The organism is Synergistales bacterium (genome assembly GCA_021736445.1).
Classification (GTDB): domain Bacteria; phylum Synergistota; class Synergistia; order Synergistales; family Aminiphilaceae; genus JAIPGA01.
Genome location: JAIPGA010000002.1, coordinates 24538 through 51012 on the forward strand (window position 1 = coordinate 24538; position 26475 = coordinate 51012).

Annotated in this window: 29 protein-coding genes; 4 read left to right on the forward strand and 25 right to left on the reverse strand. The window is 57.3% G+C overall.

What is annotated here, in order from left to right:
- Positions 1–13 precede the first annotated feature (13 nt).
- The 10 genes from rpmA to K9L28_00625 all read right to left on the reverse strand — a co-directional run bounded on the left by rpmA (position 14) and on the right by K9L28_00625 (position 6289).
- On the reverse strand, positions 14–292 hold the full coding sequence (gene rpmA, locus K9L28_00580) for a 50S ribosomal protein L27 (GenBank protein MCF7934828.1): 279 nt from the start codon (positions 290–292) through the stop codon (positions 14–16).
- The gene (locus tag K9L28_00585; protein MCF7934829.1) at positions 289–609 is read right to left on the reverse strand and encodes a ribosomal-processing cysteine protease Prp; all 321 of its coding nucleotides are present in this window, start codon (positions 607–609) and stop codon (positions 289–291) included. The genes rpmA and K9L28_00585 overlap by 4 nt, the downstream gene beginning before the upstream one ends.
- Before the next feature lie 27 nt (positions 610–636).
- Positions 637–948, reverse strand: a complete 312-nt coding sequence (gene rplU / locus K9L28_00590; protein ID MCF7934830.1) for a 50S ribosomal protein L21 — start codon at positions 946–948, stop codon at positions 637–639.
- A gap of 182 nt (positions 949–1130) precedes the next feature.
- Positions 1131–1763 carry a bifunctional phosphoribosyl-AMP cyclohydrolase/phosphoribosyl-ATP diphosphatase HisIE gene (hisIE, locus tag K9L28_00595; GenBank protein MCF7934831.1) on the reverse strand — a complete coding sequence of 211 codons (633 nt, stop codon included), beginning with the start codon at positions 1761–1763 and terminating at the stop codon, positions 1131–1133.
- Positions 1756–2532: an imidazole glycerol phosphate synthase subunit HisF gene (gene hisF, locus K9L28_00600; GenBank protein ID MCF7934832.1), complete on the reverse strand. Its 777-nt coding sequence runs from the start codon at positions 2530–2532 to the stop codon at positions 1756–1758. Before hisF ends, hisIE begins: the two co-directional genes overlap by 8 nt.
- Complete coding sequence (locus tag K9L28_00605) at positions 2522–3244, reverse strand: 1-(5-phosphoribosyl)-5-[(5-phosphoribosylamino)methylideneamino] imidazole-4-carboxamide isomerase (protein ID MCF7934833.1); 723 nt, start codon at positions 3242–3244, stop codon at positions 2522–2524. The genes hisF and K9L28_00605 overlap by 11 nt, the downstream gene beginning before the upstream one ends.
- A 4-nt stretch (positions 3245–3248) precedes the next feature.
- Positions 3249–3881 (reverse strand): imidazole glycerol phosphate synthase subunit HisH, encoded by a 633-nt coding sequence (gene hisH, locus K9L28_00610; protein MCF7934834.1) that lies wholly within the window; start codon positions 3879–3881, stop codon positions 3249–3251.
- Positions 3878–4462 (reverse strand): imidazoleglycerol-phosphate dehydratase, encoded by a 585-nt coding sequence (locus tag K9L28_00615; protein ID MCF7934835.1) that lies wholly within the window; start codon positions 4460–4462, stop codon positions 3878–3880. Before K9L28_00615 ends, hisH begins: the two co-directional genes overlap by 4 nt.
- Complete coding sequence (hisG, locus tag K9L28_00620) at positions 4440–5087, reverse strand: ATP phosphoribosyltransferase (GenBank protein ID MCF7934836.1); 648 nt, start codon at positions 5085–5087, stop codon at positions 4440–4442. Before hisG ends, K9L28_00615 begins: the two co-directional genes overlap by 23 nt.
- A complete protein-coding gene (locus K9L28_00625) occupies positions 5081–6289 on the reverse strand; it encodes an ATP phosphoribosyltransferase regulatory subunit (GenBank protein ID MCF7934837.1) in 1209 nt (402 codons plus the stop codon). Before K9L28_00625 ends, hisG begins: the two co-directional genes overlap by 7 nt.
- Positions 6290–6683: 394 nt before the next feature.
- Here K9L28_00625 and K9L28_00630 point away from each other — a divergent pair, with 394 nt between their 5' ends.
- The 3 genes from K9L28_00630 to K9L28_00640 all read left to right on the forward strand — a co-directional run bounded on the left by K9L28_00630 (position 6684) and on the right by K9L28_00640 (position 9224).
- On the forward strand, positions 6684–7505 hold the full coding sequence (locus K9L28_00630) for a hypothetical protein (GenBank protein ID MCF7934838.1): 822 nt from the start codon (positions 6684–6686) through the stop codon (positions 7503–7505).
- 199 nt (positions 7506–7704) lie between these two features.
- Positions 7705–8781 carry a histidinol-phosphate aminotransferase family protein gene (locus K9L28_00635; protein ID MCF7934839.1) on the forward strand — a complete coding sequence of 359 codons (1077 nt, stop codon included), beginning with the start codon at positions 7705–7707 and terminating at the stop codon, positions 8779–8781.
- A 143-nt stretch (positions 8782–8924) separates the two neighbouring features.
- Positions 8925–9224 carry a helix-turn-helix domain-containing protein gene (locus K9L28_00640; GenBank protein MCF7934840.1) on the forward strand — a complete coding sequence of 100 codons (300 nt, stop codon included), beginning with the start codon at positions 8925–8927 and terminating at the stop codon, positions 9222–9224.
- A 101-nt stretch (positions 9225–9325) separates the two neighbouring features.
- On the opposite strand, the gene K9L28_00645 is transcribed toward K9L28_00640, so the two are convergent.
- The 3 genes from K9L28_00645 to K9L28_00655 are packed head-to-tail and all read right to left on the reverse strand — an operon-like array spanning position 9326 to position 13333.
- Positions 9326–11767 carry an AAA family ATPase gene (locus tag K9L28_00645; GenBank protein ID MCF7934841.1) on the reverse strand — a complete coding sequence of 814 codons (2442 nt, stop codon included), beginning with the start codon at positions 11765–11767 and terminating at the stop codon, positions 9326–9328.
- A complete protein-coding gene (gene mnmA, locus K9L28_00650; protein MCF7934842.1) occupies positions 11733–12803 on the reverse strand; it encodes a tRNA 2-thiouridine(34) synthase MnmA in 1071 nt (356 codons plus the stop codon). Before mnmA ends, K9L28_00645 begins: the two co-directional genes overlap by 35 nt.
- The gene (locus K9L28_00655; GenBank protein ID MCF7934843.1) at positions 12803–13333 is read right to left on the reverse strand and encodes a cob(I)yrinic acid a,c-diamide adenosyltransferase; all 531 of its coding nucleotides are present in this window, start codon (positions 13331–13333) and stop codon (positions 12803–12805) included. The genes mnmA and K9L28_00655 overlap by 1 nt, the downstream gene beginning before the upstream one ends.
- A 64-nt stretch (positions 13334–13397) precedes the next feature.
- On the opposite strand from K9L28_00655, the gene hypF reads away from it, so the two are divergent.
- Positions 13398–15689, forward strand: a complete 2292-nt coding sequence (gene hypF / locus K9L28_00660) for a carbamoyltransferase HypF (protein ID MCF7934844.1) — start codon at positions 13398–13400, stop codon at positions 15687–15689.
- A gap of 74 nt (positions 15690–15763) precedes the next feature.
- On the opposite strand, the gene glpX is transcribed toward hypF, so the two are convergent.
- The 12 genes from glpX to K9L28_00720 all read right to left on the reverse strand — a co-directional run bounded on the left by glpX (position 15764) and on the right by K9L28_00720 (position 26450).
- On the reverse strand, positions 15764–16759 hold the full coding sequence (glpX, locus tag K9L28_00665) for a class II fructose-bisphosphatase (protein ID MCF7934845.1): 996 nt from the start codon (positions 16757–16759) through the stop codon (positions 15764–15766).
- 71 nt (positions 16760–16830) lie between these two features.
- Entirely contained in the window at positions 16831–18129 is a 1299-nt protein-coding gene (purB, locus tag K9L28_00670) for an adenylosuccinate lyase (GenBank protein ID MCF7934846.1), read from the reverse strand.
- Positions 18126–18644, reverse strand: coding sequence for a DUF4416 family protein (locus K9L28_00675; GenBank protein MCF7934847.1), 519 nt, complete (start codon positions 18642–18644; stop codon positions 18126–18128). The genes purB and K9L28_00675 overlap by 4 nt, the downstream gene beginning before the upstream one ends.
- Entirely contained in the window at positions 18631–19422 is a 792-nt protein-coding gene (locus K9L28_00680; GenBank protein MCF7934848.1) for a hypothetical protein, read from the reverse strand. Before K9L28_00680 ends, K9L28_00675 begins: the two co-directional genes overlap by 14 nt.
- Complete coding sequence (gene ftsY / locus K9L28_00685) at positions 19400–20347, reverse strand: signal recognition particle-docking protein FtsY (protein ID MCF7934849.1); 948 nt, start codon at positions 20345–20347, stop codon at positions 19400–19402. The genes K9L28_00680 and ftsY overlap by 23 nt, the downstream gene beginning before the upstream one ends.
- A 6-nt stretch (positions 20348–20353) precedes the next feature.
- Positions 20354–21718, reverse strand: a complete 1365-nt coding sequence (locus K9L28_00690; GenBank protein MCF7934850.1) for a hypothetical protein — start codon at positions 21716–21718, stop codon at positions 20354–20356.
- A gap of 10 nt (positions 21719–21728) precedes the next feature.
- Positions 21729–22487, reverse strand: a complete 759-nt coding sequence (locus K9L28_00695; protein MCF7934851.1) for a hypothetical protein — start codon at positions 22485–22487, stop codon at positions 21729–21731.
- Positions 22463–22894 (reverse strand): DUF327 family protein, encoded by a 432-nt coding sequence (locus K9L28_00700; protein MCF7934852.1) that lies wholly within the window; start codon positions 22892–22894, stop codon positions 22463–22465. The genes K9L28_00695 and K9L28_00700 overlap by 25 nt, the downstream gene beginning before the upstream one ends.
- Positions 22891–23538, reverse strand: coding sequence for a dTMP kinase (gene tmk / locus K9L28_00705; GenBank protein ID MCF7934853.1), 648 nt, complete (start codon positions 23536–23538; stop codon positions 22891–22893). Before tmk ends, K9L28_00700 begins: the two co-directional genes overlap by 4 nt.
- An 8-nt stretch (positions 23539–23546) precedes the next feature.
- The gene (locus tag K9L28_00710) at positions 23547–24896 is read right to left on the reverse strand and encodes an MlaD family protein (GenBank protein MCF7934854.1); all 1350 of its coding nucleotides are present in this window, start codon (positions 24894–24896) and stop codon (positions 23547–23549) included.
- Complete coding sequence (locus tag K9L28_00715) at positions 24886–25662, reverse strand: ATP-binding cassette domain-containing protein (GenBank protein MCF7934855.1); 777 nt, start codon at positions 25660–25662, stop codon at positions 24886–24888. The genes K9L28_00710 and K9L28_00715 overlap by 11 nt, the downstream gene beginning before the upstream one ends.
- Positions 25662–26450 carry an ABC transporter permease gene (locus tag K9L28_00720; GenBank protein ID MCF7934856.1) on the reverse strand — a complete coding sequence of 263 codons (789 nt, stop codon included), beginning with the start codon at positions 26448–26450 and terminating at the stop codon, positions 25662–25664. Before K9L28_00720 ends, K9L28_00715 begins: the two co-directional genes overlap by 1 nt.
- Between the last annotated feature and the right edge of the window lie 25 nt (positions 26451–26475).

Sequence of the window (26475 nt, forward strand, 5' to 3'; positions counted from 1 at the left end):
TCTCCACGTTCTGCTATATTGTGGACTCAATGGAAACGTATTTGCGACCTGCCTTTGTCTGGTAATGCACAAGTCCTTCCTTGAGCGCAAACAGTGTATCGTCCTTGCCGATGCCGACATTACGGCTCGGGTGTATCTTTGTGCCCCGCTGCCGGACGAGAATATTCCCTGCTTTTACGTTTTGCCCGTCGTGTTTTTTCACTCCAAGCCTCTTGCTGATCGAATCCCGACCGTTCGCACTGCTTCCCTGCCCCTTTTTATGTGCAAAAAACTGCAGATCAAAGCCTCTCATTGCTGTACCTCCTTGATGGAAATGTATTCCCCGTATGTTAGTGCAATATTTTTAAGACTCAGTCCTATACTCTCCGTGAGCAATCCCACTGCTTCCTCTCCGGGGTTCCAGGATATGTCCATCGTTTCCTTTTCCCGGTTCCAGATGACGCTGGGGGACACGCCGGCGACGTCGTCCAATCCCACCAGGAGACACTGCATCAAGGCGGAGACGGCTGAACAGACGATATCCGTTCCGTGGGTGCCGTAGCCTGCATGTCCGGAAGCAACGATCCTTTGCAGATGCCCGCCGTGTCTGTACAGGGTGATGCTGGTCATTGCCAACCGAGCTCTACTTCGGGTAGCCTAAGCGTTTATCTCATCTATGCGAAGCTCTGTAAAGGGTTGGCGATGTCCGCGCATTCTCCGGTATTTCTTTTTGCTTTTATATTTAAAGACATTAACCTTCTTGTTTCTCCCCTGCTGGAGGACGGTTGCGGAAACCGAGGCCCCTTCTACCAGGGGATTCCCGACCTGCACACCGCCATCATTTGAGAGAAGGTGCACCTTGGAAAGGGTAATGGACTGTCCCTCTTCCTCCGGGAGTCGTTCCACCTTGATGACATCTCCCGGGGCGACTCTGTACTGTTTTCCGCCTGTTTCAACAACTGCAAACATTGCCTGACACTCCTTCCGCTGGTTATGCGGGCATCCCTCAGGGATTTGGCAGCCCGAACCAAGCGCATATTGATATCTAAGGTAGTGTACGCGTCTGGAACGGGGGCGTCAAGTTGTCAATATGAGATCATTGTCGTGACTATGCGTACTAAAAGAGAATGCACGGGTGCCGGTGCAGGTTGTCAAGGCTTACGATGCCGCAGCTCTAACGTGGACCAGATATCCTGCAGAGGTAATCCGATCTGCTCCCAACCAACCAGTAGATGGTACAGAAGGTCTGCGCTCTCCTCGGTGAGGTTGGGGCGGTCTCCGCTTGCCAGGGCCAAGGCTACCTCGACCCCCTCCTCGCCGATCTTCTGGGCGATCCTTCTTGGGGTTCCGGTGAGTAGCCTGTGGGTGTAGCTTCCTTCCGGACCTTCTGTTTTCCGTTTGCCGATGACCTCCTGCAGTTCGGAGAGAAAGGTGATGTCTCCTTCGCCGGCATCCGAATAGAGGCGGTAGAAACAGCTTCGGTGCCCCGTATGGCATGCGGGGCCACTCGGTTCCACCAGTACCAGGAGGCTGTCTTCATCGCAGTCGATGCGGATATCCCGTACGTACATGATGTTGCCGCTGGTTTCGCCCTTTTTCCAGAGCTGCCGGCGGCTGCGGCTGAAGAGATGCAATTCACCGGTAGCAATGGTTTTGTCCAGGGCCTGCCGGTTGGCGTAGGCCAGCATGAGCACCTCGCCGTTGGCCGCGTTTTGCGCGATGACCGGAACGAGCCCCTTTTCATCAAAGCGAACTTCAGGTAATGCTGTGCTGATGTCACTCATCCTGTTCTCCCTTCTTGAGTGTGCGTACGGGGATACCCTGTGCGGTGAGGTGCTCTTTGACCCGATCCACCGTTGTTTCGGCAAAGTGGAAGATCGAAGCGGCGAGAGCCGCATCGGCGCCTGCGGCCAAGGCGTCGGCAATGGATTGTGCAGTGCCGGCGCCGCCTGATGCGATCAGCGGGACCCGCACGCGGTCGGCTACGGATCGCAGGAGCGCCAGATCGTACCCCATATTTGTCCCGTCTCTGTCCATGGAGGTAAGGAGGATCTCACCGGCTCCAAGCCGGGTGGCCTGCTCCACCCAGTCCTGCACGTCGATTCCTGTCTCTTCGGTTCCCCCTTTCACCACAACCTCCCAGGAGTCCTGGGTTCGTCGGGCGTCGACAGCGACGACAACGGCTTGCGAACCAAGGATGCGGGCGCATTCCTGGATCAGCGCAGGCCTACGGACAGCCGCCGTGTTGAGGGAGATCTTGTCGGCGCCGAGCGTGACGAGAGCGACGGCTTCGTCGAGGTTGGTGATGCCCCCGCCCACGGTAAAGGGGATAAACAGGTTCCCGGCCACGGTGTTGACCCAGGATGCCTCGGTCTTTCTCTGTTGGCCTGAAGCGCTGATGTCGAGGAAAACGATTTCATCTGCTCCCTGAGCCATGTACAGAGCGGCCAGCTCTGCCGGGTCACCGGCATCGCGGAGTCCAACAAACTGTCTGCCCTTGACGACACGTCCTTCTTTAACGTCAAGGCAGGGGATAATTCGTTTAGTCAGCATTAAACATTCTCCGTATTGTTTTGAATGAGGTGATGGTTCCTTCAAAGAGGGCTGTGCCCGCTACGGCCCCCAAAACCCCGGTTTCCCTGAGGCGGGCGAGATCGCTGTCTGTATGAATGCCTCCAGCTGCAACAATATTGATGTTGCTGTATTGCTCCAGAGTTCTTTTGTAGAGTTCGACATTCGGTCCGGAACGCATGCCGTCGTGGAGGATCGAGGTGATCAGGAAGGAGGAGGTGCCGAGGTCCAGGAATTCGGGGATTACCTCGGTAAGCCTCGTTTTCGTATCCTTGCGCCACCCTTCTGTTGCGATCAGCTCTCCCTTCACGTCCAGTGACGGGAGGATGCGCTCCCCAAAGCGAGCGACGATTTGGCGGCATCGGTTGTTTCCAGACAGAAGAACGCTTCCCAGCATGACCCGCCAGGCCCCTGCGTCGACGGCATTCTGTATGGCCTCTGTGGTTCTGAGGCCGCCGCCGTACTGGACATGCAATCCCAGAGCTGCGATGCGGTTCAGCAGAGCGAGGTGCCTGGGTGTTCCTTCCCTGGCTCCCTGGAGATCTACAACGTGCAGGTGGGTGAATCCTGTGTCTCGAATGATTTCGGCCAGGGCAAAGGGGTCCTTGCCGTAGACCTGCCGTTGGGCGAAGTCGCCCTGGCGGAGGCGGACAATCTGTTGGTCGTACAGGTCGATAGCAGGAAAGAGCAGCACGATTCTACACCCCCACCGAGGTTGGTTTGCCAAGCATCTGAATGACGTGGCGGAGGAAGGAAAGGCCTTCCGCACCGCTCCGTTCGGGGTGGAACTGGAAGGCCCAGATATTGTCCAGCTGTACGGCGGAGACGAAGCGTGTCCCCTCTACGGTTGTTGAGGCGACGGCGGCGCTGGAGTCATCCAGAGCATAGCTGTGGACGAAATAGAAGTAGCTGCTGTTGAATTGCCGCAGTTCCTGGGCCTGCACAGGGAGTCTGGAGAAGCTCACGGTGTTCCACCCCATATGGGGCAGCCGGCTGAGCTGCCGAAGGGGGGACACGCTGCCCTCGATAAGCCCCAGGCCTGCGGTGGTTTGATCGCCTTCGTGGCTGCATTCACAGAGCAGCTGCATGCCGAGGCAGATGCCCACCAGGGGGTTCCCGCTGTGAGCCCATTGGGTAAGGAAACCGGACCACTTCGCCCTCTGCAATCGCTCCATTGCCGGCGGGAAGGCGCCGACACCGGGCAGAATGAGGAGATCGCATGCTTTTGCCTCCCATGGGGTGTGGAGGAACCTTGCCTCTGCGCCGATCCGTTGGCATGCACGCAGCACATTGCCGATGTTGCCTGCTCCATAATCTATAACGCCAATCATAGTAACACTCCTTTTGTTGACGGGGGCGCCTGTGTTGCGGTGCAGGCATCTTTCAAGGCGCGTCCCACACCTTTAAAGGTGGCTTCGGCGAGATGATGGCTGTTATCCACTGCCAACGTGCGAAGATGGAGGGTGATGCCTCCCTCGCGTGCCAGAGCCTTCCAGAATTCGGCGACCAGTTCCGTGTCGAAGGAACCGCACTTCTGGGTGGGAAACGGGAGATCCAGGTACGCCCCTCCCCTGCCGCTCACATCTACGGAGACAAGGACCAGACTGCCGTCCATCGGCAGCGTGAGGGATGCGTACCGGCCTATTGTTCCGATTGCAGCGGCAGCTTCACGGAGAGCCTTCCCCAGCAGGATGCCCACGTCTTCAACCAGATGGTGGTCATCCACCGCGCTGTCGCCCTGCGCAGACACCTTGAGAACCCATTGGGCATGGTGGCCCAGCAGTGTGAGCATATGGTCGAGGAATCCTACGGAGGTGGAGATCAGGCATTCCGGTTTTCCGGAGTGCAGATCAAGGGCAAGCCGCACCTCTGTTTCTGCAGTGTTACGTTCAATCTGCAGCACCAGTTTCATGTCCCCTTTCTATCGCTTCGATTATGCGGTGCAACTGGGGCCAGAGGAGGCGTGCCGCCTTCTTGCTCGCCACAAGCCTGGCGGATACCTGAGCGACCTCTTCCAGCACAATGAGTCCATTGGCTGTTAATGTTTCGCCTGACTGGACGATGTCGAGGATACAGTCGGCAAGCCCCAGGCGTGGTGCAAGCTCTATCGAACCTTGCAAGGCGAGGATCTCGACCTGCACTCCCCGTTTTGCAAAGTGGTCCTCCGCAACCCTGGGATACTTGGTGGCCACACGCAGTCCCATGATAGAGCTCTCATGACTGAGAAACCGCTGCCGCAAACGTGGGTGGCCGGCGATGGCGAGCCGGCATCGTCCTATCCCCGTGTTCTGAAGCTCCATGACAGAGGTGTTCCGTTCCCAGAGCACATCGCTGCCGGCTAACCCCAGCTGCGCTACGCCGTAGTGCACATACAACGGTACGTCCATCGGTTTGGCGAGAATGTATTGGATGTCACGATCCTCCACCACAAGGTTTCGCCCTTTCCTTTGGAGTGCTTCCACGGGCAGTCCCGCCTTGTGGAGAATGGTGATCGCCTCATCGAGAATCCTTCCTGTGGGAAGAGCAAAGGTCAGCATTCCCCGTACCGCTCCTTCCAGTCTCTGATGTCCATGTCGTCTTGCGTTTCCAGATCGAGGATCCTGTTTTCCCCCGCCCGGGCCCACCAGCGGTAGCGGCGGAGAGCGCCGAGATGCTGCGAGGTGCGGCGGTCGTGTTCCCAGCTGAACTCCACGACGGCTCCTGCTGCTGTGAGGGTGTTGGCGTACCTGATGCTTTCCTGCGGTGCGAGCCCGCCGGACCACAGGAGAACGGCCGGTTTCCCCGGTAGCGACTGGCGGCATTCGCGGGCAAGCTGCTCCATGTCGAGGCCGAATCCCAAAGCTTGCCCCAACAGGTTGTATTTGGCCAGCAGACCGTCGTACCGGCCTCCCCCACCTATCGACATGCCCGATGTCGGGGTGTATACCTCGAAGATGGGGCCGTTATAATAATCCAGTTCGCGAACGAGAGAGAGGTCGACAAAGAGGGAATCGCCGAATCCCAGTGCTTCAAGAGCATCGAGAATCTCCCGGAGTTCCTGCAGCACCGTTGAATCACCGAGGACACACCGGGCCTTCTGGAGGACCTCCGGGTGGCCCTTGAGGTGCGGCAGGGCTCGTAACATCCGCTTGGTTTCCGGATCCAGCGGCGCCCTTTCGATGACATCCAGGTAACGTGGCAGGGAGTCAGCCAGGAGGGCGTCGTGGAATTGCCGCAGATATCGCGGTTCAGTGCCGGTCAGGAGGCCTTCCAGGATGCGGATATCCCCCAGTACAAGCATGCAGTGCCCCGCCCCGGCCTCTTGAAGAGCCGAAAGAAGAAGCCAGAGAAGCTCTACATCGGCGCCTTTTCCGTCCCATCCAAGAAGTTCCGCGCCGACCTGCAGGCGCTCCATCTCCGTGACAGGACCTTCCGGAGCCCTGTACACCCGTTCTGCGTAACAGAGTCGCAAGGGGCGTTCTTCCGGTGCATGGTGCCCGGCGAGATAGGAGATCGCCGAGAGGGTCAGGTCACCGCGCAGGCAGCACAGCTCACCATAGGGGGTGGTGATGGCGACAAGTCGGTTGTGGAATTCCTCGGGGAGCCGTCTCCAGGCGGTTTCCATTGTCTGCAGTCCCGAGGGCCAGAACTGCTGGTATCCAAAGCGTTTGAACCGGGAGAGGAATGTGTTCTGGAGGTGCAGGAGGGCGGCGGCCGCTTCTCCACCCCAATAGCTGCACCCTCGGGGTGACCCAGTCATAGAGTGCCACCCTCAGCGCAAACGCCGCAATCCGTACTGTAGATACGGTGGTGCTGTGGACCGTTCTGTTCCAATCCGGGATGTCTCCTGCGAGCGGCGGGAGGATGCATGGTTACCCTTGCCTGTGGTGGACAGGTTGCCTGATGAACAGGTCGTTTGGGGTGCTCTGCCGCGCTGCTTCCCACAGTGGGGGCTTTCCGGAAAGGAAAGGTGCTCCAGAGAGCCCTGTTGCCGACATAGTGCATGAACACACCTCTTTCCTGATTTAATCCAATGATGCGTTAGGTGTCGATGACTGAGGCATGATATCATCTTCCCTGTGCCGCGTAAAGGCAGAGCAGGAAGAACGGTCAAACCAACTGGATTGTATATGTGAAGGAGGCTGACGAGGGAGATGTACGGTTCGATTGAAGCAATTGTGTTTGATGTTGACGGCGTGCTTGTTGATGTGCAGAACTCTTACCCCAAGGTTGTTGCGGAAGCAGTCAGGATAGGATGGCCTGCTGCGACAGGGCGTCCCCTGGGAACGCACAGCTTTGATGTGTCCTATTTCAATGCATGCAAAGGGCATGGGGCCTGCAACGATGACTACGATATCGCCTGGCTTGCCCTGTGTGCAGCGGCGAAGGGTATCTTCAGAGGAGAATTCCCCTCACTCGAGGAGTGGCGGGAGGTACTGGCCTCGATACCTCAGGACATCTCCCTTGAGCGCTGGATTCCCGAGGCCTTTGGCTCCAGGGTAGAACGGCGATATGTACGTCGTATCTGTGAGGAGCTGTATATGGGAGAACAGTTCCGGCGGTTACGCGGCCTCTCCCCCCAATATAGTAATGGAAAAGGCTACTATCGCCTGGAGCGTCCTCAGATATTCCGACATTGGCGTTCTTTCAGGCTTCCCGTAGGGATCTACACCGGTCGCCCCAGGGAGGAACTGGAGCTGGCGCTGCAACAGATCGGCTGGGAAGATTTCCCGTTTTCCCATGCCGTCACCCCTGACTCTGGCCCGGCAAAACCCTCACCGGAGGGGCTATCCCTCTTGAGCAAACGCTTTGAAACCACCCGCCTGCTCTTCATCGGTGATGCAACGAGTGATCTCATGGCCTGGCGGGGATTCGCTTCAGGGGCCTTTATCGGTGTGGGTGCCCCTTTGCGGCAGGTCTATCGTCCAACCATGCCCAGTCTCCAGGCGGCACTGGTGGCGGCCGGGCTGCAATAGGGCCACACACGGTACAGCCTCCGGAGGAATGTTGGTAATTCCGTACTTATATTCTAAATCTAGTTCAAAAAACAAATCCGGCATTGACCCGTCTCTACTAGCATGGTAAACTGTCCCCGTTGTGTCTGAATTTTTTAGTGTGATATCACACTATTTGGGAGGATATGCAGAGATGGGTAAATTTGGAGCTCGAGCATCCATGAACTGGAACGAAGATGGGACCACGGCCTGGCTGGACAAGAATGAAAGCCCCTATTCATTGCCGCCCGCTCCCCGAGAGGAACTCCGCGAGCTGTTGTGCAGTCTGGATTTCAACAGGTACCCCGATCCGGATTGCAGGGCCGTCAAAAGGATGCTTTCCGAACGAACAGGGGTTCCGGAACAGTGCATCTTTGTCGGTAACGGGAGTGACGAGATCCTCCAGTACCTCTTTCTCAGCTATCTGAACAGGGGATCTCGGAGGCTTGTTCGGCTCTATCCGAGCTTCACGGAGTATCAACGTCTCGCACGGGTTTTCTCTGCAGACGAACGGAAGGTGCCCCTCACCCTGGAAGCGGATCGGTTCCACGTAGACTACGCGGCGCTGCTTGACGTCATAGCGGGGAATTCGCCGGATCTGGTCCTGATCGACAATCCCAACAACCCGACAGGTCTCTCCATCGACTGCGGACAACTCGAGGAGCTTGCCGATCTCTCTCCCTGTCCTGTTGTGGTCGACGAGGCCTATGCGGAGTTTGCGTCATCATCAATGCTGGATCGGTTTTCACTGCAGCAAAAGAATATGCTCATTCTGCGTACACTTTCTAAAGCCTGGGGGATGGCGGGATTGCGTTTGGGGTACGCTGTCGGTCCGCCCGATCTGATTGCAGATCTTGAAGCAGTGCGGAGCCCCTACAATGTCGGCGGTCTAACGCAGTCTGTGGCGGGGATCGCCCTCTCCTATCAGGAATGGATGGAAAGCAGGGTGTACAGTGTGCGGTATCTCAGGAAGCAGTTCATCGATACCGTCAATCGCATTTCCGGTTTCCGGGCCTTTCCCAGTGAGGCCAACTTTACGCTGGTTCGCTCCTCCGTGCCGGAACAGGTATTGGACGAGGCCTGCTCCAGTGCATCTGTAGCCCTGCGGAGGGTTGATGACCTCCCCTGGGAAGGAACCTGGAGACGCGTTGCTGTAGGCAGGGAAGAGGAAATGCGACGTGTGTTGGATGTCTTTCAGGGATTGTCTGAACAGAGCGAACGGCGGCAGACACAGGAGCGGTTGGAGATCTCTGCATAGCCATAGGACAGGAAGGGGCGGGCTCATCACGGATGATGACTTCATTCCTGTAAAGCTTGAGGCCTCCGAAAATCTATGGTATACTCTCTCTGAACAATGCATCGCATAACAACGTTAAATATGTTCCATGGGGGGATGAAACTATGGCTGAAAAGTGGAAGGATCGCCTTACTGACCAGTTGTGTAAAGCTATCATAGCGCTGGAAACGGAAGAGGAGGTCTACAATTTTCTGGAAGATGTCGCGACAATCGGCGAGATACGAGCGCTCGCCCAGAGGCTGGAGGTCGCCCGACTCCTGCGGGAGGGGTACACCTATCCTCAGATTGCGCAACAGACAGGCGCAAGTACTGCGACGATCAGCAGGGTCAAGAAATTTCTCGAATACGGGGCGGATGGCTACAAGGTGGTCTTGGAGAAGATTGCCGCCCAGGAATCCGAGTAGCAAGGCATTCTGATACGAAGAGATGCGCAGCGCATAAGGGGAGAGGGGCTTTGTGGCAAAGCCCCTCTCCCCTCTTCGCATGTCGGATCTGATCCTGTCCCTTACTTGTCCTTCGGTTCAGGCGTTGCCTCGTTGTTCTGTTCGCCGTTACCCTCGAACTGTTTCTTGATCTCTGCGTTGCGTTTCACCCAGTACCACAGCTTTGCGGCCACAAGTCCCCGGATACTCTCCTCTCCTTCCTCGGCCGATACAGCCGGGATCCCGGTAAGGAGTGCTATCCCCTCTTCAATCGTATCGATCGCCCAGATATGGAAGGTCCCTTCGCGGACGGCGTCCAGGACCTCGTGGTGCAGCATGAGATTGACCATATTCGCCGAGGGCACCAGAACACCCTGATCGCCGGTGAGGCCGGCGAGCTTGCAGTATTTGAAGTACCCTTCGATCTTCTCGTTCACGCCCCCGATGGGCTGGATATTGCCGAATTGATCGACGGAACCCGTGACGGCGATATCCTGTCGGAGAGGGCGTTCCGCCAGAGCCGAAAGAAGACAGTAGAGCTCGGTGGAAGAGGCGCTGTCTCCTTCAATCTCTTCGTAGGTTTGCTCGAAGGCGATCTTGGCGGAAAGCGAAAGCGGGAGATCCTTGGCGTAGGTTCGGCCCAGGTAGCTTTCCAGGGTGAGGAGGCCTTTATTGTGGATCGGACCTGTCATCTTCACCTCCCGCTCGAGATTGACCACCCCTTCCCGACCCATGAATACATTGGCGGTGATCCGTACCGGTTTGCCGAAGACGTGATCCCTGGTATCCAGCACAGTCAAGCCATTCACCTGGCCAATCTCCCGGCCTCTGGTGGCGATGTGCAGTGTCCCCTCGGCAAAGAGGTCCTGGATGCGTTCTTCGATCAGGTTTGTGCGGTACTGTTTCTCGTCGATAGCCTTGCGGATGCTTTCTCTCGAAACCGTCTGGAGATCGTCCATCCGTGCCCAGGAGGAGGCTTCTACCAGAATCTCCGAGATCTTGTTGAATTGTGTCGACATCTTGTTTCTGTTACCGGAGAGTCGGGAGGACCATTCGATGATTTCCGCCACCGCTCCGCTGGAGAAGGGCAGGAGGCTTTCTTTCTGTGTGAAACCGGCGACGAACTTGCCAAGATCCCGCTCGGAATCTGCGTCGCGTCGCATATCCACGTCGAAGTCGGCCTTGATCTTGAAGAACTTGGGGAATTCGTGGTCGTACATATGGAGAAGATAGTAGATCCAGCGTGTGCCGATGATCACCACTTTGAGCTTAATGGGAACCGGTTCCGGGCGCAGTGAGGAGACGGGGACCAACCCCAGTTGCTCACCCAGGTTTTCAATGGCTATCTCGCCTGTTTTCAGCACTCTTTTGATCGCTTCCCAGGACATGAATTGCCTGAACAGATCCTCGGCCTGTAAGAGCAGGTATCCGCCGTTGGCTTTGTGCATCGCGCCGGCCTGGATCTTCTGGAAATCCGTAGAGAGATAGCCCTGTTTGCTTTCGTACTCCACTTTCCCCACTGTGTTGTAATAGTTGGGGTTGGTTTCAAAGATGACCGGAGCCCCATCTTCCGGGTCGTTACTGACAAATATATTGACGTTATAGCGGGAAAAGTCGATTTCGGCGTTTTCGTCCCTGGCGGCGGCGACGAACATGTTGGCGTTGGCGATGATGTCCTCTGTCAACGAGTTGATCCATTCACTGAGCTTGTCTCCTTCGCCAAAGCTGCCGCGCAGCTCATCCAGGGCAGGGGTGATGGCGTTACGGCTGATTTCGGCCTCCAGCTCCTTGATTTGGTCCTTCAGCTCTTTTTCCAGCGAACGGATTTTGCGCAGTACAGCCAATGTTTGCTGGGAAATCTGTTCCGACCGGTCTTTCATCTGCTTCTGCTGCTCTTCATCCAGTTGCTCGAATTCCTCCTGCTGCATCTCCCGCTTTTCGATTTCCCCCTCTTCGTTTTCCTCTTCTTTCATGGGGATGTTGACAAAACCCTGGGGAGTGCGTTTGACTGCGAATCCCTTTTCCGCGGCTTCCGCCCTGATCTGTTCCATCAATTCGTTGACCTTTTCCTGAAATTCCTTCACCATTTGCGCTTTCTGATCCTCGTAATTGCTGTCCTCAAAGGCTTTATTCAGGATGATCTTCAGGTCCTCTACCAACTCGGCGAGTTTTTCGGAGAGTTTTTCCCCGTTGCCGGCCGGGAGATTGATAGCCAGTGGGCGGCTTGGGTCGTTAAAATTGTAGACATAGATCCAGTCATCCGGGGCTTCTTGCTGTTCCGCTTCCCTGTGCAGCTGCTGGAGGGTGTAGGTGGTGCGCCCGCTACCCGGGTTGCCGACGACAAAGATGTTGTATCCGCGGCTCCGTACACCGAGACCGAATTTCATGGAACGGTTGGCTCGTTCCTGTCCGATCAGTCCTTCGAGAGCGCAGCATTCCTCTGTCGTTTCAAAACCGAGTATGGATGGCTCCGTTATCCGTCGGAGCTGCTCAATCTGGAGTTCCTTCGTATTCTGTGCTGTCATCAGCAGACATTCTCCTCTCTGTGTTTGCGATGATCCCACCGCCGACAACCATTGTACCATCGTACAGAACAAGCGACTGTCCCGGTGTGGGCGCCGTAAAGGGCTCATCGGCATGGACGGTAAAACGGCGGTCCTCCCGGTGGAGCTCTTCTATCCGTACGGTTACGGGCCGTGCCCTGTACCGGATCAGCGCCGAGAGCTCGGCTCCCTCAAGGTGGTTTGTGCCGTACACCACGGCATCCCTGCACAGGATGCGATGTGCCGAGACCTCCTCCCGTGATCCGACTACCACCGTATTTGTGGCGGGATGGATGTCGGTGACGTACCACGGACCGTCTGGAAGCCCCAGGCCTTTCCGTTGGCCTATGGTAAACTGAAAAAACCCGCCGTGTCTACCGAGCAACCTCCCTTGCTTGTCGCGAAAGTCTCCACTGCCGGCAGTGCCATGGATGTGCCGGGAGAAACAGAGGTCCTGCGAGGAGGGTATCCCCTCGAAGAGGCCGGGGAAGGATTCCTTCCCCAGCTGTTCCACCTCCTCTTTCGTGTACCGGCAGAGGGGGAGGATGGCACGTGTCAGAACGAAGGGGCCGAGACGGTAGAGAACATAGCTTTGGTCTTTTCTTCTGTCGGCTGCCTTCCACAGCCCTGCCCTGCCCTGCTGTCGGCCGGTGCACGCGTAGTGCCCGGTAGCTATTGTGCCGATGCCGCGGTACCTTGCGAACGACAGAAGCCTTCGGAATTTGATTGTTTCGTTACAGCGAATGCAGGGGTTTGGCGTGCGTCCCATGAGAAGTTCCTGTTGACTGTACTGTTTTATCCTGGTGTGAAATTTGTCTCGAATATCATGATACCAGAGAGGGATGCCGAGCTGCGTACATACCGACCGGGCCCTGTGGTAGCTCTCTTTCTCCTTCTTGCCGCCATGCATCGCAAGCATCAGCGCCGTGACGGCAAAGCCCCGTCGCTGCAGGAGAAGAGCCGAGACCGCGCTGTCCAGGCCTCCGCTGATACCAATAAGGATGGTCGGTTGCGGCATCAGTACTCCCGACCCCGTTGCGGCTGGAATCCTTGCTGGAAGGGGTGTCGTATCTCCCGGAATTCCGTCACCAGGTCGGCGAAGGAGATCACGGCTTCGGGGGCGTTGCGTCCCGTCATGACCACCTCAATGTAAGGGGGGCGGTTCTGGAGCAGCTGCTTGACGTCATTCCAGGCAAGCAGACCGAAGGCAATGGCGATGTTGATCTCGTCGAGCACCAGCAGGTCGATCTCGCCGTCATTGAGGATGCTGCGGGCGCTTTGGAGTCCTCGTTGTGCTTCCTCGAAATCAATGGGATAGGGCTGTCGGGGATCGACGAAATCGGGGGTCCCGGTTTGCAGGAAGGTCACCTGTGGAAGGGAGGAAACCGTCTTGATCTCGCCATAGTGTTCCCAGCCTTTGCAGAATTGGATGACTGCAGAGCTGCCGCCGTGTCCCGCGGTTCGGAGGACCATTCCAAGCGCCGCCGTCGTTTTTCCCTTGCCATTTCCCGTATAGACATGTACGATACCCTGTTCGTGCAGATGCATCTCTTTTCCTCCTCGCCGAATCGGTGTCTACTATTCCGCCCCCCAAGGGCCATGGGAGGTCTCTATGGTTTCACAATTCAAGCTTCTTGTCACCGGTATCGTTCAGGGCGTAGGATTTCGCCCCTTCTGTGCCCGGCTTGCCAAACGACTCGATCTGAGCGGTTCTGTACAGAATACCTCCGAAGGAGTGCGCATCACGCTGGAGGGGCCTGCTCACCTTATCGAATCCTATATGGAGCTTCTCTCCAGGGAACATCCCCCACTTGCTGTGGTGAGTGATATCCAGGTGGAGTCTGTGGGGCAGGTCAGGGCTCCCTCCGGCTCGTTTACGATAGAAAAAAGCCTCACGCAGCGTAGACAGCGTGTGCTGATCCCCCCTGATGTGGCGACCTGTCCGGAGTGCCTCGAAGAGGTGCGAACCCCCGGGGAACGACGCTACCGCTATCCCTTCACCAATTGTACAAACTGTGGTCCAAGATACTCCATTATCGAGCGGCTGCCCTACGATCGTCCCTTCACGACGATGCATTCCTTTGCGATGTGTGACGCTTGTCAAAAGGAATATGAAGATCCCTTTGACAGACGGTACCACGCACAGCCCATTGCCTGTCCCCTGTGCGGTCCACAATTGGAATTCATTACGGCACGGGAGAGCGCTGATGCCTCCTGGTACGGCGAGGAGGCCCTTCAGAAAGCGGTGGAATCCCTGCAGGGAGGAGAGATCGTGGCCATCAAAGGGCTCGGGGGATATCATCTGGCCTGTGATGCCTTCAACGAAACGTCTGTTTCGCGTCTGCGGGAACGCAAGATGAGGCCCATGAAGCCCTTTGCTGTAATGGTGGCAGACCGGGAGCAGGCGGAGCGGCTGCTCGTTCTTTCGGAGGAATCCATGGATTTTCTCCAATCACCCCGAGCACCTATCTGTATCGGCAAGACCAGGAGACCCTGTCTTGCCCCCTCGGTAGCCCCCGGTCAGAACAGCATCGGTGTCATGCTGCCCTATACCCCGCTGCACTGGCTTTTGATGGAACACTTCGAGGTCCTGGTCATGACCAGCGCCAACCTGAGCGACGAACCCCTGATTGCAGATGATCGGGAGGCACTGGAGAAGCTTGGAGGGATCGCCGATGCCTTCCTTCGGCATAACCGGCCGATCTTTCGCCGCATTGACGACTCGGTTGCGATCGACGCTTCGGAAGGGCCGATCATGGTGCGCCGCGCCCGCGGGTTTGTTCCGTCTCCTCTCTTTGTACCGCAGGAGCTGCCGGAGCTGCTGGCTGCCGGTGCCGAGATGAAATCAACCTTTGCGCTGACCCAGGGGCGGTGTATCTTCCCCAGCCAGTATCTCGGTGACCTCAAGGATATCGCGACGGTGGGGCTGTACAAGGAGGCGCTTCGGCACTACCGGTTCCTGTTTCGTATCGATCCCGCCTTTCTGGTGTGCGATATGCACCCCCAGTTTCTTTCCACGGCCACAGCCAGGGAGGAGACAGAAGGCCGGCTGGAGGAACTGGCGGTTCAGCACCATCACGCCCACCTTGCCGCCTGTCTTGCCGAACACGAGAAGGATGGGCCGGCGATCGGACTGATCCTGGATGGGACAGGTTACGGCGCGGACGGCACCATTTGGGGGGGCGAATTGCTGGTAGGAGATGTCGATGGCTACAGGCGGGAGGGGCATCTCGCGCCCTTTCGCCTTGTGGGCGGCGACAGAGCCGTTGCGGAACCCTGGAGATCGGCGCTTTCCCTGCTCGTTGAAGCCCTGGGGTGGGATGGAGCCCGCAGCATAGCGAAGGAATTGTGGCCCCAGAGGACCGAGACCGTCGAACAGCTGTTTGACGCCTACCATCTGTTTCCGGTCACCACCTCCTGTGGGAGACTCTTTGACGGTGTGGCGGCGCTTCTTGGATGCTGCGCAACGGTCAGTTTCGACGGGGAGGCCCCGATGCTCCTTGAAGGGGCTGTTGATGAATCCTGTGATGCCATCATGCCATTTCTGGTATACCACGACAGCGAAGGACTGATTTCCCTGGACTGGAAACCAGCTGTCCGTTGGCTTGTGAGCCATAGGAACGACACCCTTTCCCGCAGTGCAGCGGCGTTCCACCGGGGTCTGGCGGCGGCTCTGGTCCAGGCGGTTGCACTGCTCCACTGTCGTTGCGGCCTGTCGACGGTGGTGCTTTCAGGGGGGGTATGGCAGAATCGTCTGCTTTCGGACGAGGTAGCGGAGGGCATACGCGAGAAGGGATGGACTCCGCTCCTCCACAAGCGATTGCCTCCGAACGACGAATGTGTCGCTGTCGGGCAGGCGGTCATCGGCGCAAGGTATCTGGAAAAGAAGGGGGCCTACGCGTAACCGAGGTCCCGGGGGGGACGGCCGTCCTCCTGCTCCCCGGGCCTCGGTTATGCGGTTTCACCTCCGTCTAAGGACTATGGACGCCGGCCGTAATCGACGTTAGTGCTCAGGTTCTGGAGCTTTTTGAGGCTGTGTACCCCTTCCACGTACCGGATGGTTCCGCTCTTCGAACGCATCACCATTGATTGCGTGGTGATCTTGTCGCCGGAATACCTGACGCCCTTGAGAAGCTCTCCATCGCTCACGCCGGTGGCGGAGAAGAAGACATTGTCCCCGCCCACCAGATCGTTGATTTCCAGCACCTGTTCCAGGTCCATGCCCTGCTCCGTACACTTGTTGCGTTCTTCGTCGTTCCGTGGCCACAGCTTGCACTGAAACCCTCCGCCGACGCATTTGAGGGCGCAGGCGGAGATCACCGCTTCAGGCGATCCTCCGATCCCCATCAGCAGGTCGATGCCGCTTTCGGCACGGCAGGTCATGAGGGCCCCACCTACGTCGCCGTCCGGTATCAGCCGGATCCGTGCGCCGGTTTGACGGATTTGGGAAACGAGATCGTCGTGGCGCGGTCTGTCGAGGACGACAACGGTCACATCATCGGTGGCCAGACCTTTAGCCTTGGCTACGCGACGGATGTTTTCCGATACAGGTGCATTGATGTCGATAAACGGGGCTGCTTCCGGGCCGCTGGCAATCTTGTTCATATAGAAGATATGGTGAGGGTTATACATGCTGTCTCGTTCTGCAACGGCAACCACGGAGATGGCGTTCAGGCGCCCCTTGGCAGTGAGTGTGGTGCCGTCGATCGGGTCGACAGCGATGTCCACCTGGGGAGGATCCCCGGACCCAAGGTGTTCTCCGTTGTACAGCATCGGGGCCTGGTCTTTCTCCCCTTCACCGATAACCACCAGACCGTCCATACAGACCGTATTGAGAAGATAGCGCATTGCGTTGACGGCGGCCCCATCGGCGCCGTTTTTGTTGCCTCTTCCCAACCAGCGTCCGCCTGCCATCGCCGCTGCCTCGGTGGAACGCACCAACTCGAGAGCCATGTTTCTGTCAGGGACATTCATGCACTGCACCTCCTAGGTTATTCTATGCAACGCACCTGCTGCGACACATCTCTGCCCACATCTTAACACCATTACTCCTCATCGAATCGGGAGAATATTTCGTCTACAAAACGAAAATAGTAATCGGGGTGGAACAGGGACTGCAGAGTCTCTGTGGAAAGGGCCCTCTGGACCGTTTCCTCCTGCTCGAGCATCTGCTGGAATGTCCCGTTGCCGTTCCAGCATCGCATGGCCGCACTCTGGACCGCCCTGTAGGCGTCATCGCGGGGCATACCCGCATCCTCCACAAGTGCCAGGAGCACTCTCTGGCTGTACACCAGTCCCTTTGTGAGATCGAGATTGGCGAGCATGGCATCCTCGTTGACGGTGAGGTCCGCTGTCAGGGCGTGCGTTTTTTCTATCATGTAATGGGCAAGATGAAAGGCATCGGGCCATATGATGCGCTCCGCCGATGAGTGGCTGATATCCCGCTCGTGCCAGAGAGCGATGTTTTCTGTTGCTGTCACCGTATAGCCGCGGAGCAGTCGGGCCATCCCACAGAGGCGTTCGGCAATGATCGGGTTTTTCTTGTGAGGCATGGCCGAAGATCCTTTCTGTTTGTTGCCGAAGGGCTCCAGGGCTTCCAGTACTTCCGTCCGCTGGAGGTGCCGTATCTCTGTGGCAATGCGCTCTATCCCCGCTCCGAAAAGAGAGAGCGCCGTTACGAGCTGAGCATGGATATCCCTTGGGATCACCTGGGTGGAGATCCTGGCGGGACGCAGTCCCAGCAATTGGCATACCCGCTTTTCGACAGAGGGAGGGCAGTGGGCGTAGGTCCCCACGGCACCGGATATCTTGCCGATTCGACATGCCTCTTTAGCGTCTTCCAGTCGTCGTGTGTCACGATGTAGCTGGTCGTACCAGTTCAGCAGTTTCAAGCCGAAGGTCATCGGTTCGGCGTGGATGCCGTGGGTTCTTCCTACGCAGGGGGTATAACGGTATCTTTGCGCCTGGTGCAGAAGGCTTTTTTTCAGCGCAGCCAGGGAGCCGAGGAGGATCTCCATCGACGTATTGATACGCAGGGAGCTGGCGGTATCCAGAATGTCGCTGCTGGTCAGCCCCAGGTGGATATAGCGGCCTTCGGGACCGATTGTCTCGGCAACACAGGAAACGAAGGCGATCACATCGTGATGGGTGTTCTCTTCGATTTCCCTGATCCGTTCAACGGTAAACCCCGCCCGTTCCTTGATCACCGAAAGGGTCTCATCGGGGAGGACCCCTTCCTCATTCCATGCTTCACAGGCTGCCAGCTCTACGTCGAGCCAGGACATGTATTTCTGCGTTTCGGACCATATTGCCGCCATCGCTTCTGTCTCGTAACGTTCTATCACGGTGCATGACCTCCGTTTTGCCGGTGTTTGCGTACCCACCTTGCGCGTATCTCGGAAAGAAAGGGTGCGTAGATCCCGGAGGCGAAATCCGGGAAGGTGTAGTCAAAGGGCGCCCACTTCCCCGAGCGGTACCGCAGCGTCACCTCTGCAAACAGCCCGTTACCTATCGGAATACGTTGCGCTCTGTCCTTTGTGGAGGCAAGTATAAGGCGGGCTCCATCGATAAAACCGGGGTCGATGTTGACCCTCCGCTGTGTTGCGCCGCTTTCCTCCTCGATGGCGACGGCGGTGGTTTTCCATTGGGCAAGCTGTTCACCGTCCCAGAGGCCCTGGAAAGAAAGAAGGCGCCTGGTCAGTTCGGTACCGATAGCGTCGTAGTAGCGGGTCCACTGGAACGAATAGGCCTCGCTGATCTGTTCCGGTGGCCCCCAGCGTTCGCGCATTCTCTCCAAAGCCCACTGCCACCAGGGTTCGCTTGGGGTGAGTGTGGCCACGAAGAGTTTAACAGGGATCATCGCTGTCCTGTTCTGTTTCCCACGATTCGGGATAGTTCAAGGTGATCCTGCCCACCGGCGTCTCCTCCCAGCAGCAGACAAGAGTTGTGTCTCCCCGTTCCGGCTGAGATGCTGCGGCATGATCCCCCTCTGCGGTAAAGGAAAGCTCAAAGCCGTGGTCGAGGAGGAATTTCCGCAGTCCTTTGCCGATTGCCGCCCATGCGAGCACATCTTCGGCAACGGTAGCCTCCTGACTGACATCTTCAAGGAGATAGATATCCCGCTCCAGTTCCGTGAGCAGAAACATCTGAGGATGCTTGCCTGTGGCGAGTGTGAGGCAGCCATTGTGTGTTTTCAGGGCATTCCGAATCTGCCGGACGGTCATCGATATCTCTCCGGTGATGCGGGCGGCTTCCCGATTCAGCGACACCGATTCTCCGCGGAGGCTGAGCAGGGGGAGCGGGACCTGCCACCAGGGGGGTGGTTCGACGGCTTCCCGGAGGCTTTTTTCACCCGTTCCGATGGTGCTTCCGTATTCATGGAGGCTGATGACGGTTCCGGAGGGAGGGGCGACGGCGCCGTTGCCGATGTCATAGAGGGAACGGTACTGTCGCGGCAGATTGCGCAGTGTCAGGGAGCCCCATCCCTTTTCAAGCATGGCGATCAGGTGTTCTTTGCAGACAAAGAGACCTTCTGAATGAAAGAAAACAGCTTCCGCTTTATGTAGAAACATCTGCCGGAGTGCTTCCTGCAAAGACGAATCGAGGTTCAGGGTACTAGTTCTCTGCTGTTTCTCCATGCGCTGTTTCCCTCCCGAGTAATGCTTCTACAAAGGGCCTCGCCACAAAGGGCTGCAGGTCGTCGACCTGTTCTCCGATGCCGATATACTGAACGGGGAGATGGAGCTCTTGCGCAATGGCGAGGAGGATGCCCCCCTTTGCCGTGTTGTCGTATTTTGTCAATACCAGACCGGAGATCGGGAGTGTTTCGTTGAAACGTTTTGCCTGCTGGAGCCCGTTCTGGCCCATAACGGTATCCAGAACGAGCCACACCTCCACCGCATCCTCTCCGACCTCCCTGCACGCAACACGGTACACCTTGTGGAGTTCCTGCATAAGGTTGTGTCGTGTGTGCAGTCTTCCCGCCGTATCTGCCAGGACACAATCGGTCTGCGTCGAGATTGCAGCGTGCAGCGCATCGTAGAGTACCGCAGCGGCGTCGCTTCCCGGGGCTTGCGAAACGACCCTGACATTCGCCCGTTTGCCCCAGAGCTGCAGCTGTTCAATGGCTGCAGCCCGGTAGGTGTCTCCTGCAGCAAGCAGTGCGCTCTTGCCGTTATTCTGCATCCTTTGCGCAAGCTTCCCTGCGGTGGTGGTCTTCCCGCTGCCGTTGACGCCCACGAGAAGGACCGCTGAAGGTGGATCGGCTGTGATTCTTTGTTCTGGAGGCACCTCAAGGGCTGTCAGCATGTCTACAAGCATCTCGGAAAATACCTGATAGAGCTCTTCTCTGGTCTTGATCCTTTTTCGGTTTGCTGTTTCGTTCAGCCTTTCCAGAAGCTCCTCGCTGAGGTCAACACCCACATCGCCGGAGATCAGCTGCTCCTCCAGCTCCTCCCAAAACGTGTCATCCAGGGGGCCGCCGCTGAAGATTCGGGTGATGCCACCGCTCCAGCTTCTTGTCACACCTTTGAGTTTCTCCTGCAGGGAGCGAACCAGCGACATGTGCGTTCATTCCTTTCCGTGGCTTGCTGAAGAGGATGTCTTATCAGCAGTGTTTTGCCGGGGTGCCTGATTGGTCCTGCCCCCCCGGGAAGAACCGCTGCCACGCCGTTTTTTTCGTTTCGATGGGGCATTGCTTTGGTTTTTCGCGGAGCCTTTCTGCTGGGATTGATCCTTCTTCTCTTTATTGTCCTTGTTGGAGCTGCCCTGTTTTGCCTTCTCTTGTGTGTTGGCGGCGCCACCGGTTGTCTCGCTCCCCTGCTTCTTTTTCGGGCGCCGACGGCGTCGTTTTTTGGATTTCTTTTTTGTGCTTGTCTGGTTCCGCTGTTCCTCCTGGCTCTTCGATTCTTTTGAGGAGGCGCCTGTATCCTTTGCACTCCTGGAATCGCGCTGATTCCGTTTCGAATCTTTTCTCCCGCCCTGTTCCTTCTGTTGTGCTGTTCCTCTCGGGGGCGAAGGCGATGGATGCATCGCCTGCTCCACGTTCCGTTCCGATGACGAAGGGAGGGAGGCGGGGGCCAGTCGGTCCAGAAAGGCATCGTCGGTACCGTTTTTCACGGCCTCCCTGAACTCCTCGAAGGAGGTGATGGGGAGCTCGAGGTGTTTCCCTTCGTTGCTGACGATCCGGACGGTGTGTGTATGGATGTCCACACCGGCGAGTACATAGGTTTTCTGCGGTCCCCGTACTTTCGATCCCGGGTTGGGAAGCTGCTCCCAGAGACGATGGTACATGTCGTGTTCGAATCCCATACAGCACATAAGCCGACCGCATATGCCCGAAATCTTTGTGGGATTTAAGGCAAGATTCTGTTCTTTCACCATTCGGATACAAATGGGTGAGAAGCGATTGAGCCAATAGCTGCAGCAGCAGGGCATTCCGCAGGGGCCGAGACCGCCGCCGACCTTCGCCTCGTCCCGTACGCCAATCTGGCGCAATTCGATACGTGTCCGGAATTCCCTTGCGAGATCGCGTACGTAGGAACGGAAATCCACCCGTTGTTCGGAGGTGAAGTAAAGAAACATCTTTTTCTTGTGAAAGAGGAACTCTACGTCCACCAGTTTCATGTCCAGGTTGTGAGAACGGAGAATCTCCCGGGCCTTCAACAGGGCTTCGTCTTCCTCGGCGGCGGTAGAGCTGCGGATGTCCAAGTCATGCTCGTCGGCCAGGCGTACAAACTCTACATCTTGCAATTGAGGATCGTTGCCGCGGGATGATCCGTTTTTTTGTTCTTCTTTGTTCTTTTTTTTGTATTTTTCTATCTGTTCATTGTTGAGAGGACCGGCCACAAGGGCCAGTTCTTCGCCGCGTGAGGTCTTGGCAAGTATCCATATGCCCCGCTGGAATGTGGTTTCCTCTGTTTCGAGTACCCCCATATAGCGGGGTTTACCAAAAATTGTCAAATACGTGTTCAATAGGGTATTCCTCCTTGACAGCAAGACAGGCCAGATCCATAAGCATGGATTGCGAAAGCCTGCCGTTCTCCGCGAGGCGCCGCAGCGTCTCGAGGCGCCGTGCGGTCTCATAGCGTCGGCAGGCGATGGAGGCCGTCACAAGGCCGTCCAGTTCAGTAGAAAGCCTTGCATCCTCTTTGGTGCTCTGCGCCATTCCCCGAAACCACTCAACCCACTCATGATCGTTTTGAGGAAGCGATGAACGGTTTCGGTGTATCTCCGGCTTGATGCGCAGAGTCCACAGGCGACTGATGATCGTCGGTAGCGTTGCTTCTGTCTCCATGAAAAGAAGCAGACGGGCCTTGGGAGGGGGTTCTTCAAGCAGCTTGAGAAGGCTGTTGGCCGCAGCCGGAGAAAGCCGGTCGGCGTGGAAGATAACACCTACCCTGCAGGAGGTGGCAACGGGCTGGAGGGTGAGCTCGGCCGCCAGTTGACGGCACTGGCGGATGCCTGGTGGCTTCCCGGGTTCGGCGGCGAACAGGAGGTCTGGATGGTTCGCTTCGCTGTCCTCTTGTGTGGCGGCATCCTGTCGTCCGGACAGGTAGATCTGCCCGAATCGTTCGGCCAGGGGGACGAAGCAGCTTTCCACAGTAAGCACTCCCAGGGATTGCGGAAGCCTCCCCTGTGCCGCCATGGTGCGCATCTCTTTCCAGCTGTTGTGCTCCTCTAAAGAAAAAGGGAGATCACGCATCCTTTGATTTCCTCCAGAACCTCGTACAGCCGTGTCCGTTCTCCTTCGCGAGTCAGGATGACCTCGAGCTCGTCGAGAAGGGACTCTGTTTTTTCTATGGTAACCATAACGGTGTTCCCGCCGCGCTTCCAGTTGAACTTTCTGTTGATATGGTATTTCTGCTCTGCCAGGTACATGATCTTGCCGGTGAGAAGCCGGTAGTGCTGTAGAAGCTTCCGCGAGGGGAAACGGAAGAGCTGTTCGGCGATCTCATCCATCTCGCTCAGCAGAAGCTGTACCTCTTGTCCTTCCAAAGAGGCCTCAAAACCAGGTTGCTTCTGCGGTGCCGCCTTACCGCTTGTTTTATGCCCCGAAAAAATGCTCTGTTTTCGTGCGGCTTGTTCACTCTGTTTTTTCGTGACTCTCATGGCAATCCTTTCGCGTCCTCTGCAGTGAGCGAAACGAGCCTCTCTTCGACGACACCGACTGTCGTTGGTGTCGGCTGGGTTCCATCAAGAACGACAATCCGCTCCGGGTACTCCCTGGCTAGGCTTTGATATCCCTGCCGGACACGGTCAAGGAACGCTCTTTCCTGTTCCATCCGGTCAGGGCTCCCCCGTTTGCGTATCCGTTCGATTGCACACTCCAGCGGGATATCAAGCAAAAAGGTGACATCCGGTATGGGAAAGGCTGCGGTGTCGTAGGCCTGCTCCAGGAAGGACCGGGGGCAGCCGCGTCCCCAGATCTGATAGGCCCTTGTGGAGTCGCTGTATCGTTCACACAGGACCAGGGCCTTCCTCTTCAGAGCCGGTTTGATGACACGATGGACATGTTCGGTCCTGTCCGCCAGAAACAGGAAGAGCTCTGTAGCGCTCTGCAGAGGGTCATGCTGCAGAAGCAGCCTTCGAACCATGGCCCCGCCATTGTCCCATCCTCCTGGTTCTCGTGTGCGGAGAACCTCCAGTTCCGGAAAGACGGTACGCATCCGCTCCTGTGTCGCACGTGCCACGGTGGTTTTCCCGGAGCCGTCGATACCTTCAAAGGTTATCAGCAATGGTCTGATCCGTCCCATCCCAGCTATCAAAAGGTGTAACTCAATCCGACGGAACGCTGAGGTGTAGCGCCGGTTTCGCCGTATCGAAAGAAGAGGCCCATCCGCTTGTTCAAGGCGATGTTCCCCTGTGTGTACCAGGCTCCGCCCTGCTCGTCCCACCAGGATGTGGTGAGCCGGAAGGGATTGTTCGCTTTCCCCAGTTGCACACCTATCCCCGTACGGCCCATGACGATTCCTCCCCATACGCGGCCCCAGGCTGTCGAGATGCCGGGTGCCAGGGTAACACGATTTGCAGTGGGGACCCCTCGGAAGGCAAGCCGTACCCCCTTCCGCCCTCCGGAAGGCGTTATCCAGAACGAGCTGTCCAGCAGCAGCTCCTTGTCGGACCTGTCAGCCAAGGGGGCTGTGGCGTTCAGTTCTCCTTCAATCTTTATATCCGATACCTGACGGTAGACCGCGTCGGCCCGTTCTGTCAACGTCTGGATTTTCCGGACCGTTGCCGGCAGACCATTGTCGCCGCTCTGGAAGAGTTCCTGGTCTGCGGTGGCCGTGAGTCGCTTGATCTCCTCAGCCGCCTGCCCGATTTCCACTACGGTGCTCCGCAGATCCTCTCCGGCCAGCTGATCTTCGTCAAAGGCTGCGAGGAAGGTGTCGATGCGGTTCAAGATATCGTTGAGCGTCTGCATGGACTCCTGCACTCTATCGCGATTCTCCCTGAGAATGGCATCGCCTGTTTCCAGGGTGCGTTCCATCCGTTCGGAGACACCGGTAATCCGCTCTTTGCCTTGAGCCACAAGCTCCCGCAGCTCCTGGGCCGTCATCTCTATCTCCTCTATGGTGTCTTCCCCCTTACGGAAAAGCTGGGGGATACGCTCCAGAGCCATGCCAAGTTCTTCCCTGCGTTCCGGTGGTCCAAGGATGTCGTTGACGTAGCCGAATGTTCGATGGATCTGATCGAGGTTGCTGCGCAGCTCCGCAATCACAGTATCCAGTGAAGGGACGATCTCTCCGGAAACCTGCTCGCCACTGTTGAGCATCCGTTCGCTTTTCCCGCGTATAACACGGATAATCGGTTCCCCCAGCAGCCCCTCGGAACCAATCACGAAACGGCTGTCCACAGGGATACGGATGTGGGATTGCAGACGAATCAGGAGATGCACCGAATCCGGAGTCAGCTCGATCTGCTCGACGATCCCGCTGGTGACGCCTGAGACATACACGCGGGCGCCCTTGGTGAGCCCCCGGATCTCCGGGAAGCTTGCGGTGATTCGGTATCCCTTCCAGGGGAAGATATCGCTGGACACAAAGAGAAGGGTCCCCCCCAATACACAGAGAGCGGCGAGGATGACAAAGCCGACGCGGAGTTCACGACTCAAGGGGATCGCCTCCCACCACAGGCTCCACGCCCCTTTTGAATGAACGTACATGCCTGTTCGACGAAAGCTCCCATTCCTCACCCGTTCCTTCCCAGAGCATACGTCCTTCTGCCATGAGAAGCATCCGGTCGGAGATGCCGAGAGCGGAGACCACATCATGGGTTACAGAGAGGACGGTGGTTCCGTAGGTCTCAGCCAGTTTCACAATGAGCGCATCCACCTGGCGTGCGGTTACGGGATCCAGGCCCGTTGTGGGTTCATCGAGCAGGAGAAAGTCGGGACGATGGACAAGAGATCGTGCCAGAGCCACCCTCTTGCGCATACCGCCTGAAAGCTCCTCCGGGAGCCGCTCCCCTGTGCCGGCCAGGCCGACCTGTTCCAGCATGATACGCACTCGTTCTGCGATCTCCTGCTCCTTCCAGTGCTGGTGGAAACAGTGCCGCAGTGGGAAGGCCACATTCTGCTCCACCGAAAGGGAGTCGAAGAGTGCCCCTCCCTGGAATACGATCCCGATCCTGTTTCTGATATCCCTGGTGTAGTGGAGGGTGGTGTTCCGGAACACGGTTTGCCCGAAAAGCCGTCCTTCGCCTTCCTTTGCCTCCGCAAGGCCGGCCACCACTCGGAGCAGGGTCGTTTTGCCGCACCCGGAGGGTCCCATCAGTGAAACGATTTCCCCCCTGAAGATGCAGAGGCTGACCTTGCGCAGTATCAGGTTGTGCCCAAAGGTGAGACTCGTGTTGTTGAGAAAAAGCGCCTCCTCAGACATCACATATTCCCTCGCTGGAGCCCTCCAAAAAATATAAAAGAAAGAAAGAAGTTTGTTATCAGTATAAGCATATTGCTCCAGATGACGGCGCTGGTGGTCGCTCTGCCCACACCCTTGGCCCCCTGTTTTGCGTTGAATCCCTCGGAACAGGAGACCACGGCCATGATCATGCCGAAGGTCAGCCCCTTGGTCAGTCCGCCCAGCAGATCCTTGACCGTCACCAGTTCGATGACGGAGCGTTTGAACAGCTGCATCGGCACACCCTGGCTCGCCACGTAGACAAACCCTCCGAGGATGCTGATCGCAATGGAAAAAATGATCAATACCGGCAGCATCACCGTGCATGCCAGCAACCGGGGGCCGCCTACGAATCCTACCTCGCTGATCCCGAAAGCCCGGAGGGCCTCCAGCTGCTCTGATACCTTCATGGTGCCGATTTCGGCGGCCATCGCCGACCCCACTCTCCCCGTAACGACGAGTCCCGTCAAGACCGGTGAAAGCTCCCGCGTCATGGTAAGCGCTATGACACCACCAATATAGCCTGTTGCACCGAATCGGACAAACTGGTCGAAGGTCTGTACCGCCATCACCATGCCGGCAAAGACGCTGGTGATGAGGACCATAAAGAGCGATCCCGTACCGATTTTCTCCATCTGTTCGAAGAGGTTGGCCCGGCACCATGCGCCCGAAAAAACGGCACGGAACAGCTTCACCCCGAAAAGGGCGAAACGCCCCAGCCGTTCGCTGAGCGCAATGGTGATTTTCCCGAGGAACCAGACAAGGCGCATGGATACTCTCCTCTGTGTGCCGGGT

Bases quoted from the DNA above. Each gene is read 5' to 3' on its own strand.
- rpmA (MCF7934828.1), bottom strand. From the start codon at position 292: ATGAGAGGCTTTGATCTGCAGTTTTTTGCACATAAAAAGGGGCAGGGA.
- K9L28_00585 (MCF7934829.1), bottom strand. From the start codon at position 609: ATGACCAGCATCACCCTGTACAGACACGGCGGGCATCTGCAAAGGATC.
- rplU (MCF7934830.1), bottom strand. From the start codon at position 948: ATGTTTGCAGTTGTTGAAACAGGCGGAAAACAGTACAGAGTCGCCCCG.
- hisIE (MCF7934831.1), bottom strand. From the start codon at position 1,763: ATGAGTGACATCAGCACAGCATTACCTGAAGTTCGCTTTGATGAAAAG.
- hisF (MCF7934832.1), bottom strand. From the start codon at position 2,532: ATGCTGACTAAACGAATTATCCCCTGCCTTGACGTTAAAGAAGGACGT.
- hisH (MCF7934834.1), bottom strand. From the start codon at position 3,881: ATGATTGGCGTTATAGATTATGGAGCAGGCAACATCGGCAATGTGCTG.
- K9L28_00615 (MCF7934835.1), bottom strand. From the start codon at position 4,462: ATGAAACTGGTGCTGCAGATTGAACGTAACACTGCAGAAACAGAGGTG.
- hisG (MCF7934836.1), bottom strand. From the start codon at position 5,087: ATGCTGACCTTTGCTCTTCCCACAGGAAGGATTCTCGATGAGGCGATC.
- K9L28_00625 (MCF7934837.1), bottom strand. From the start codon at position 6,289: ATGACTGGGTCACCCCGAGGGTGCAGCTATTGGGGTGGAGAAGCGGCC.
- K9L28_00630 (MCF7934838.1), top strand. From the start codon at position 6,684: ATGTACGGTTCGATTGAAGCAATTGTGTTTGATGTTGACGGCGTGCTT.
- K9L28_00635 (MCF7934839.1), top strand. From the start codon at position 7,705: ATGAACTGGAACGAAGATGGGACCACGGCCTGGCTGGACAAGAATGAA.
- K9L28_00640 (MCF7934840.1), top strand. From the start codon at position 8,925: ATGGCTGAAAAGTGGAAGGATCGCCTTACTGACCAGTTGTGTAAAGCT.
- K9L28_00645 (MCF7934841.1), bottom strand. From the start codon at position 11,767: ATGACAGCACAGAATACGAAGGAACTCCAGATTGAGCAGCTCCGACGG.
- mnmA (MCF7934842.1), bottom strand. From the start codon at position 12,803: ATGCCGCAACCGACCATCCTTATTGGTATCAGCGGAGGCCTGGACAGC.
- K9L28_00655 (MCF7934843.1), bottom strand. From the start codon at position 13,333: ATGCATCTGCACGAACAGGGTATCGTACATGTCTATACGGGAAATGGC.
- hypF (MCF7934844.1), top strand. From the start codon at position 13,398: ATGGTTTCACAATTCAAGCTTCTTGTCACCGGTATCGTTCAGGGCGTA.
- glpX (MCF7934845.1), bottom strand. From the start codon at position 16,759: ATGAATGTCCCTGACAGAAACATGGCTCTCGAGTTGGTGCGTTCCACC.
- K9L28_00675 (MCF7934847.1), bottom strand. From the start codon at position 18,644: ATGATCCCTGTTAAACTCTTCGTGGCCACACTCACCCCAAGCGAACCC.
- K9L28_00680 (MCF7934848.1), bottom strand. From the start codon at position 19,422: ATGGAGAAACAGCAGAGAACTAGTACCCTGAACCTCGATTCGTCTTTG.
- ftsY (MCF7934849.1), bottom strand. From the start codon at position 20,347: ATGTCGCTGGTTCGCTCCCTGCAGGAGAAACTCAAAGGTGTGACAAGA.
- K9L28_00690 (MCF7934850.1), bottom strand. From the start codon at position 21,718: ATGGGGGTACTCGAAACAGAGGAAACCACATTCCAGCGGGGCATATGG.
- K9L28_00695 (MCF7934851.1), bottom strand. From the start codon at position 22,487: ATGCGTGATCTCCCTTTTTCTTTAGAGGAGCACAACAGCTGGAAAGAG.
- K9L28_00700 (MCF7934852.1), bottom strand. From the start codon at position 22,894: ATGAGAGTCACGAAAAAACAGAGTGAACAAGCCGCACGAAAACAGAGC.
- tmk (MCF7934853.1), bottom strand. From the start codon at position 23,538: ATGGGACGGATCAGACCATTGCTGATAACCTTTGAAGGTATCGACGGC.
- K9L28_00715 (MCF7934855.1), bottom strand. From the start codon at position 25,662: ATGTCTGAGGAGGCGCTTTTTCTCAACAACACGAGTCTCACCTTTGGG.
- K9L28_00720 (MCF7934856.1), bottom strand. From the start codon at position 26,450: ATGCGCCTTGTCTGGTTCCTCGGGAAAATCACCATTGCGCTCAGCGAA.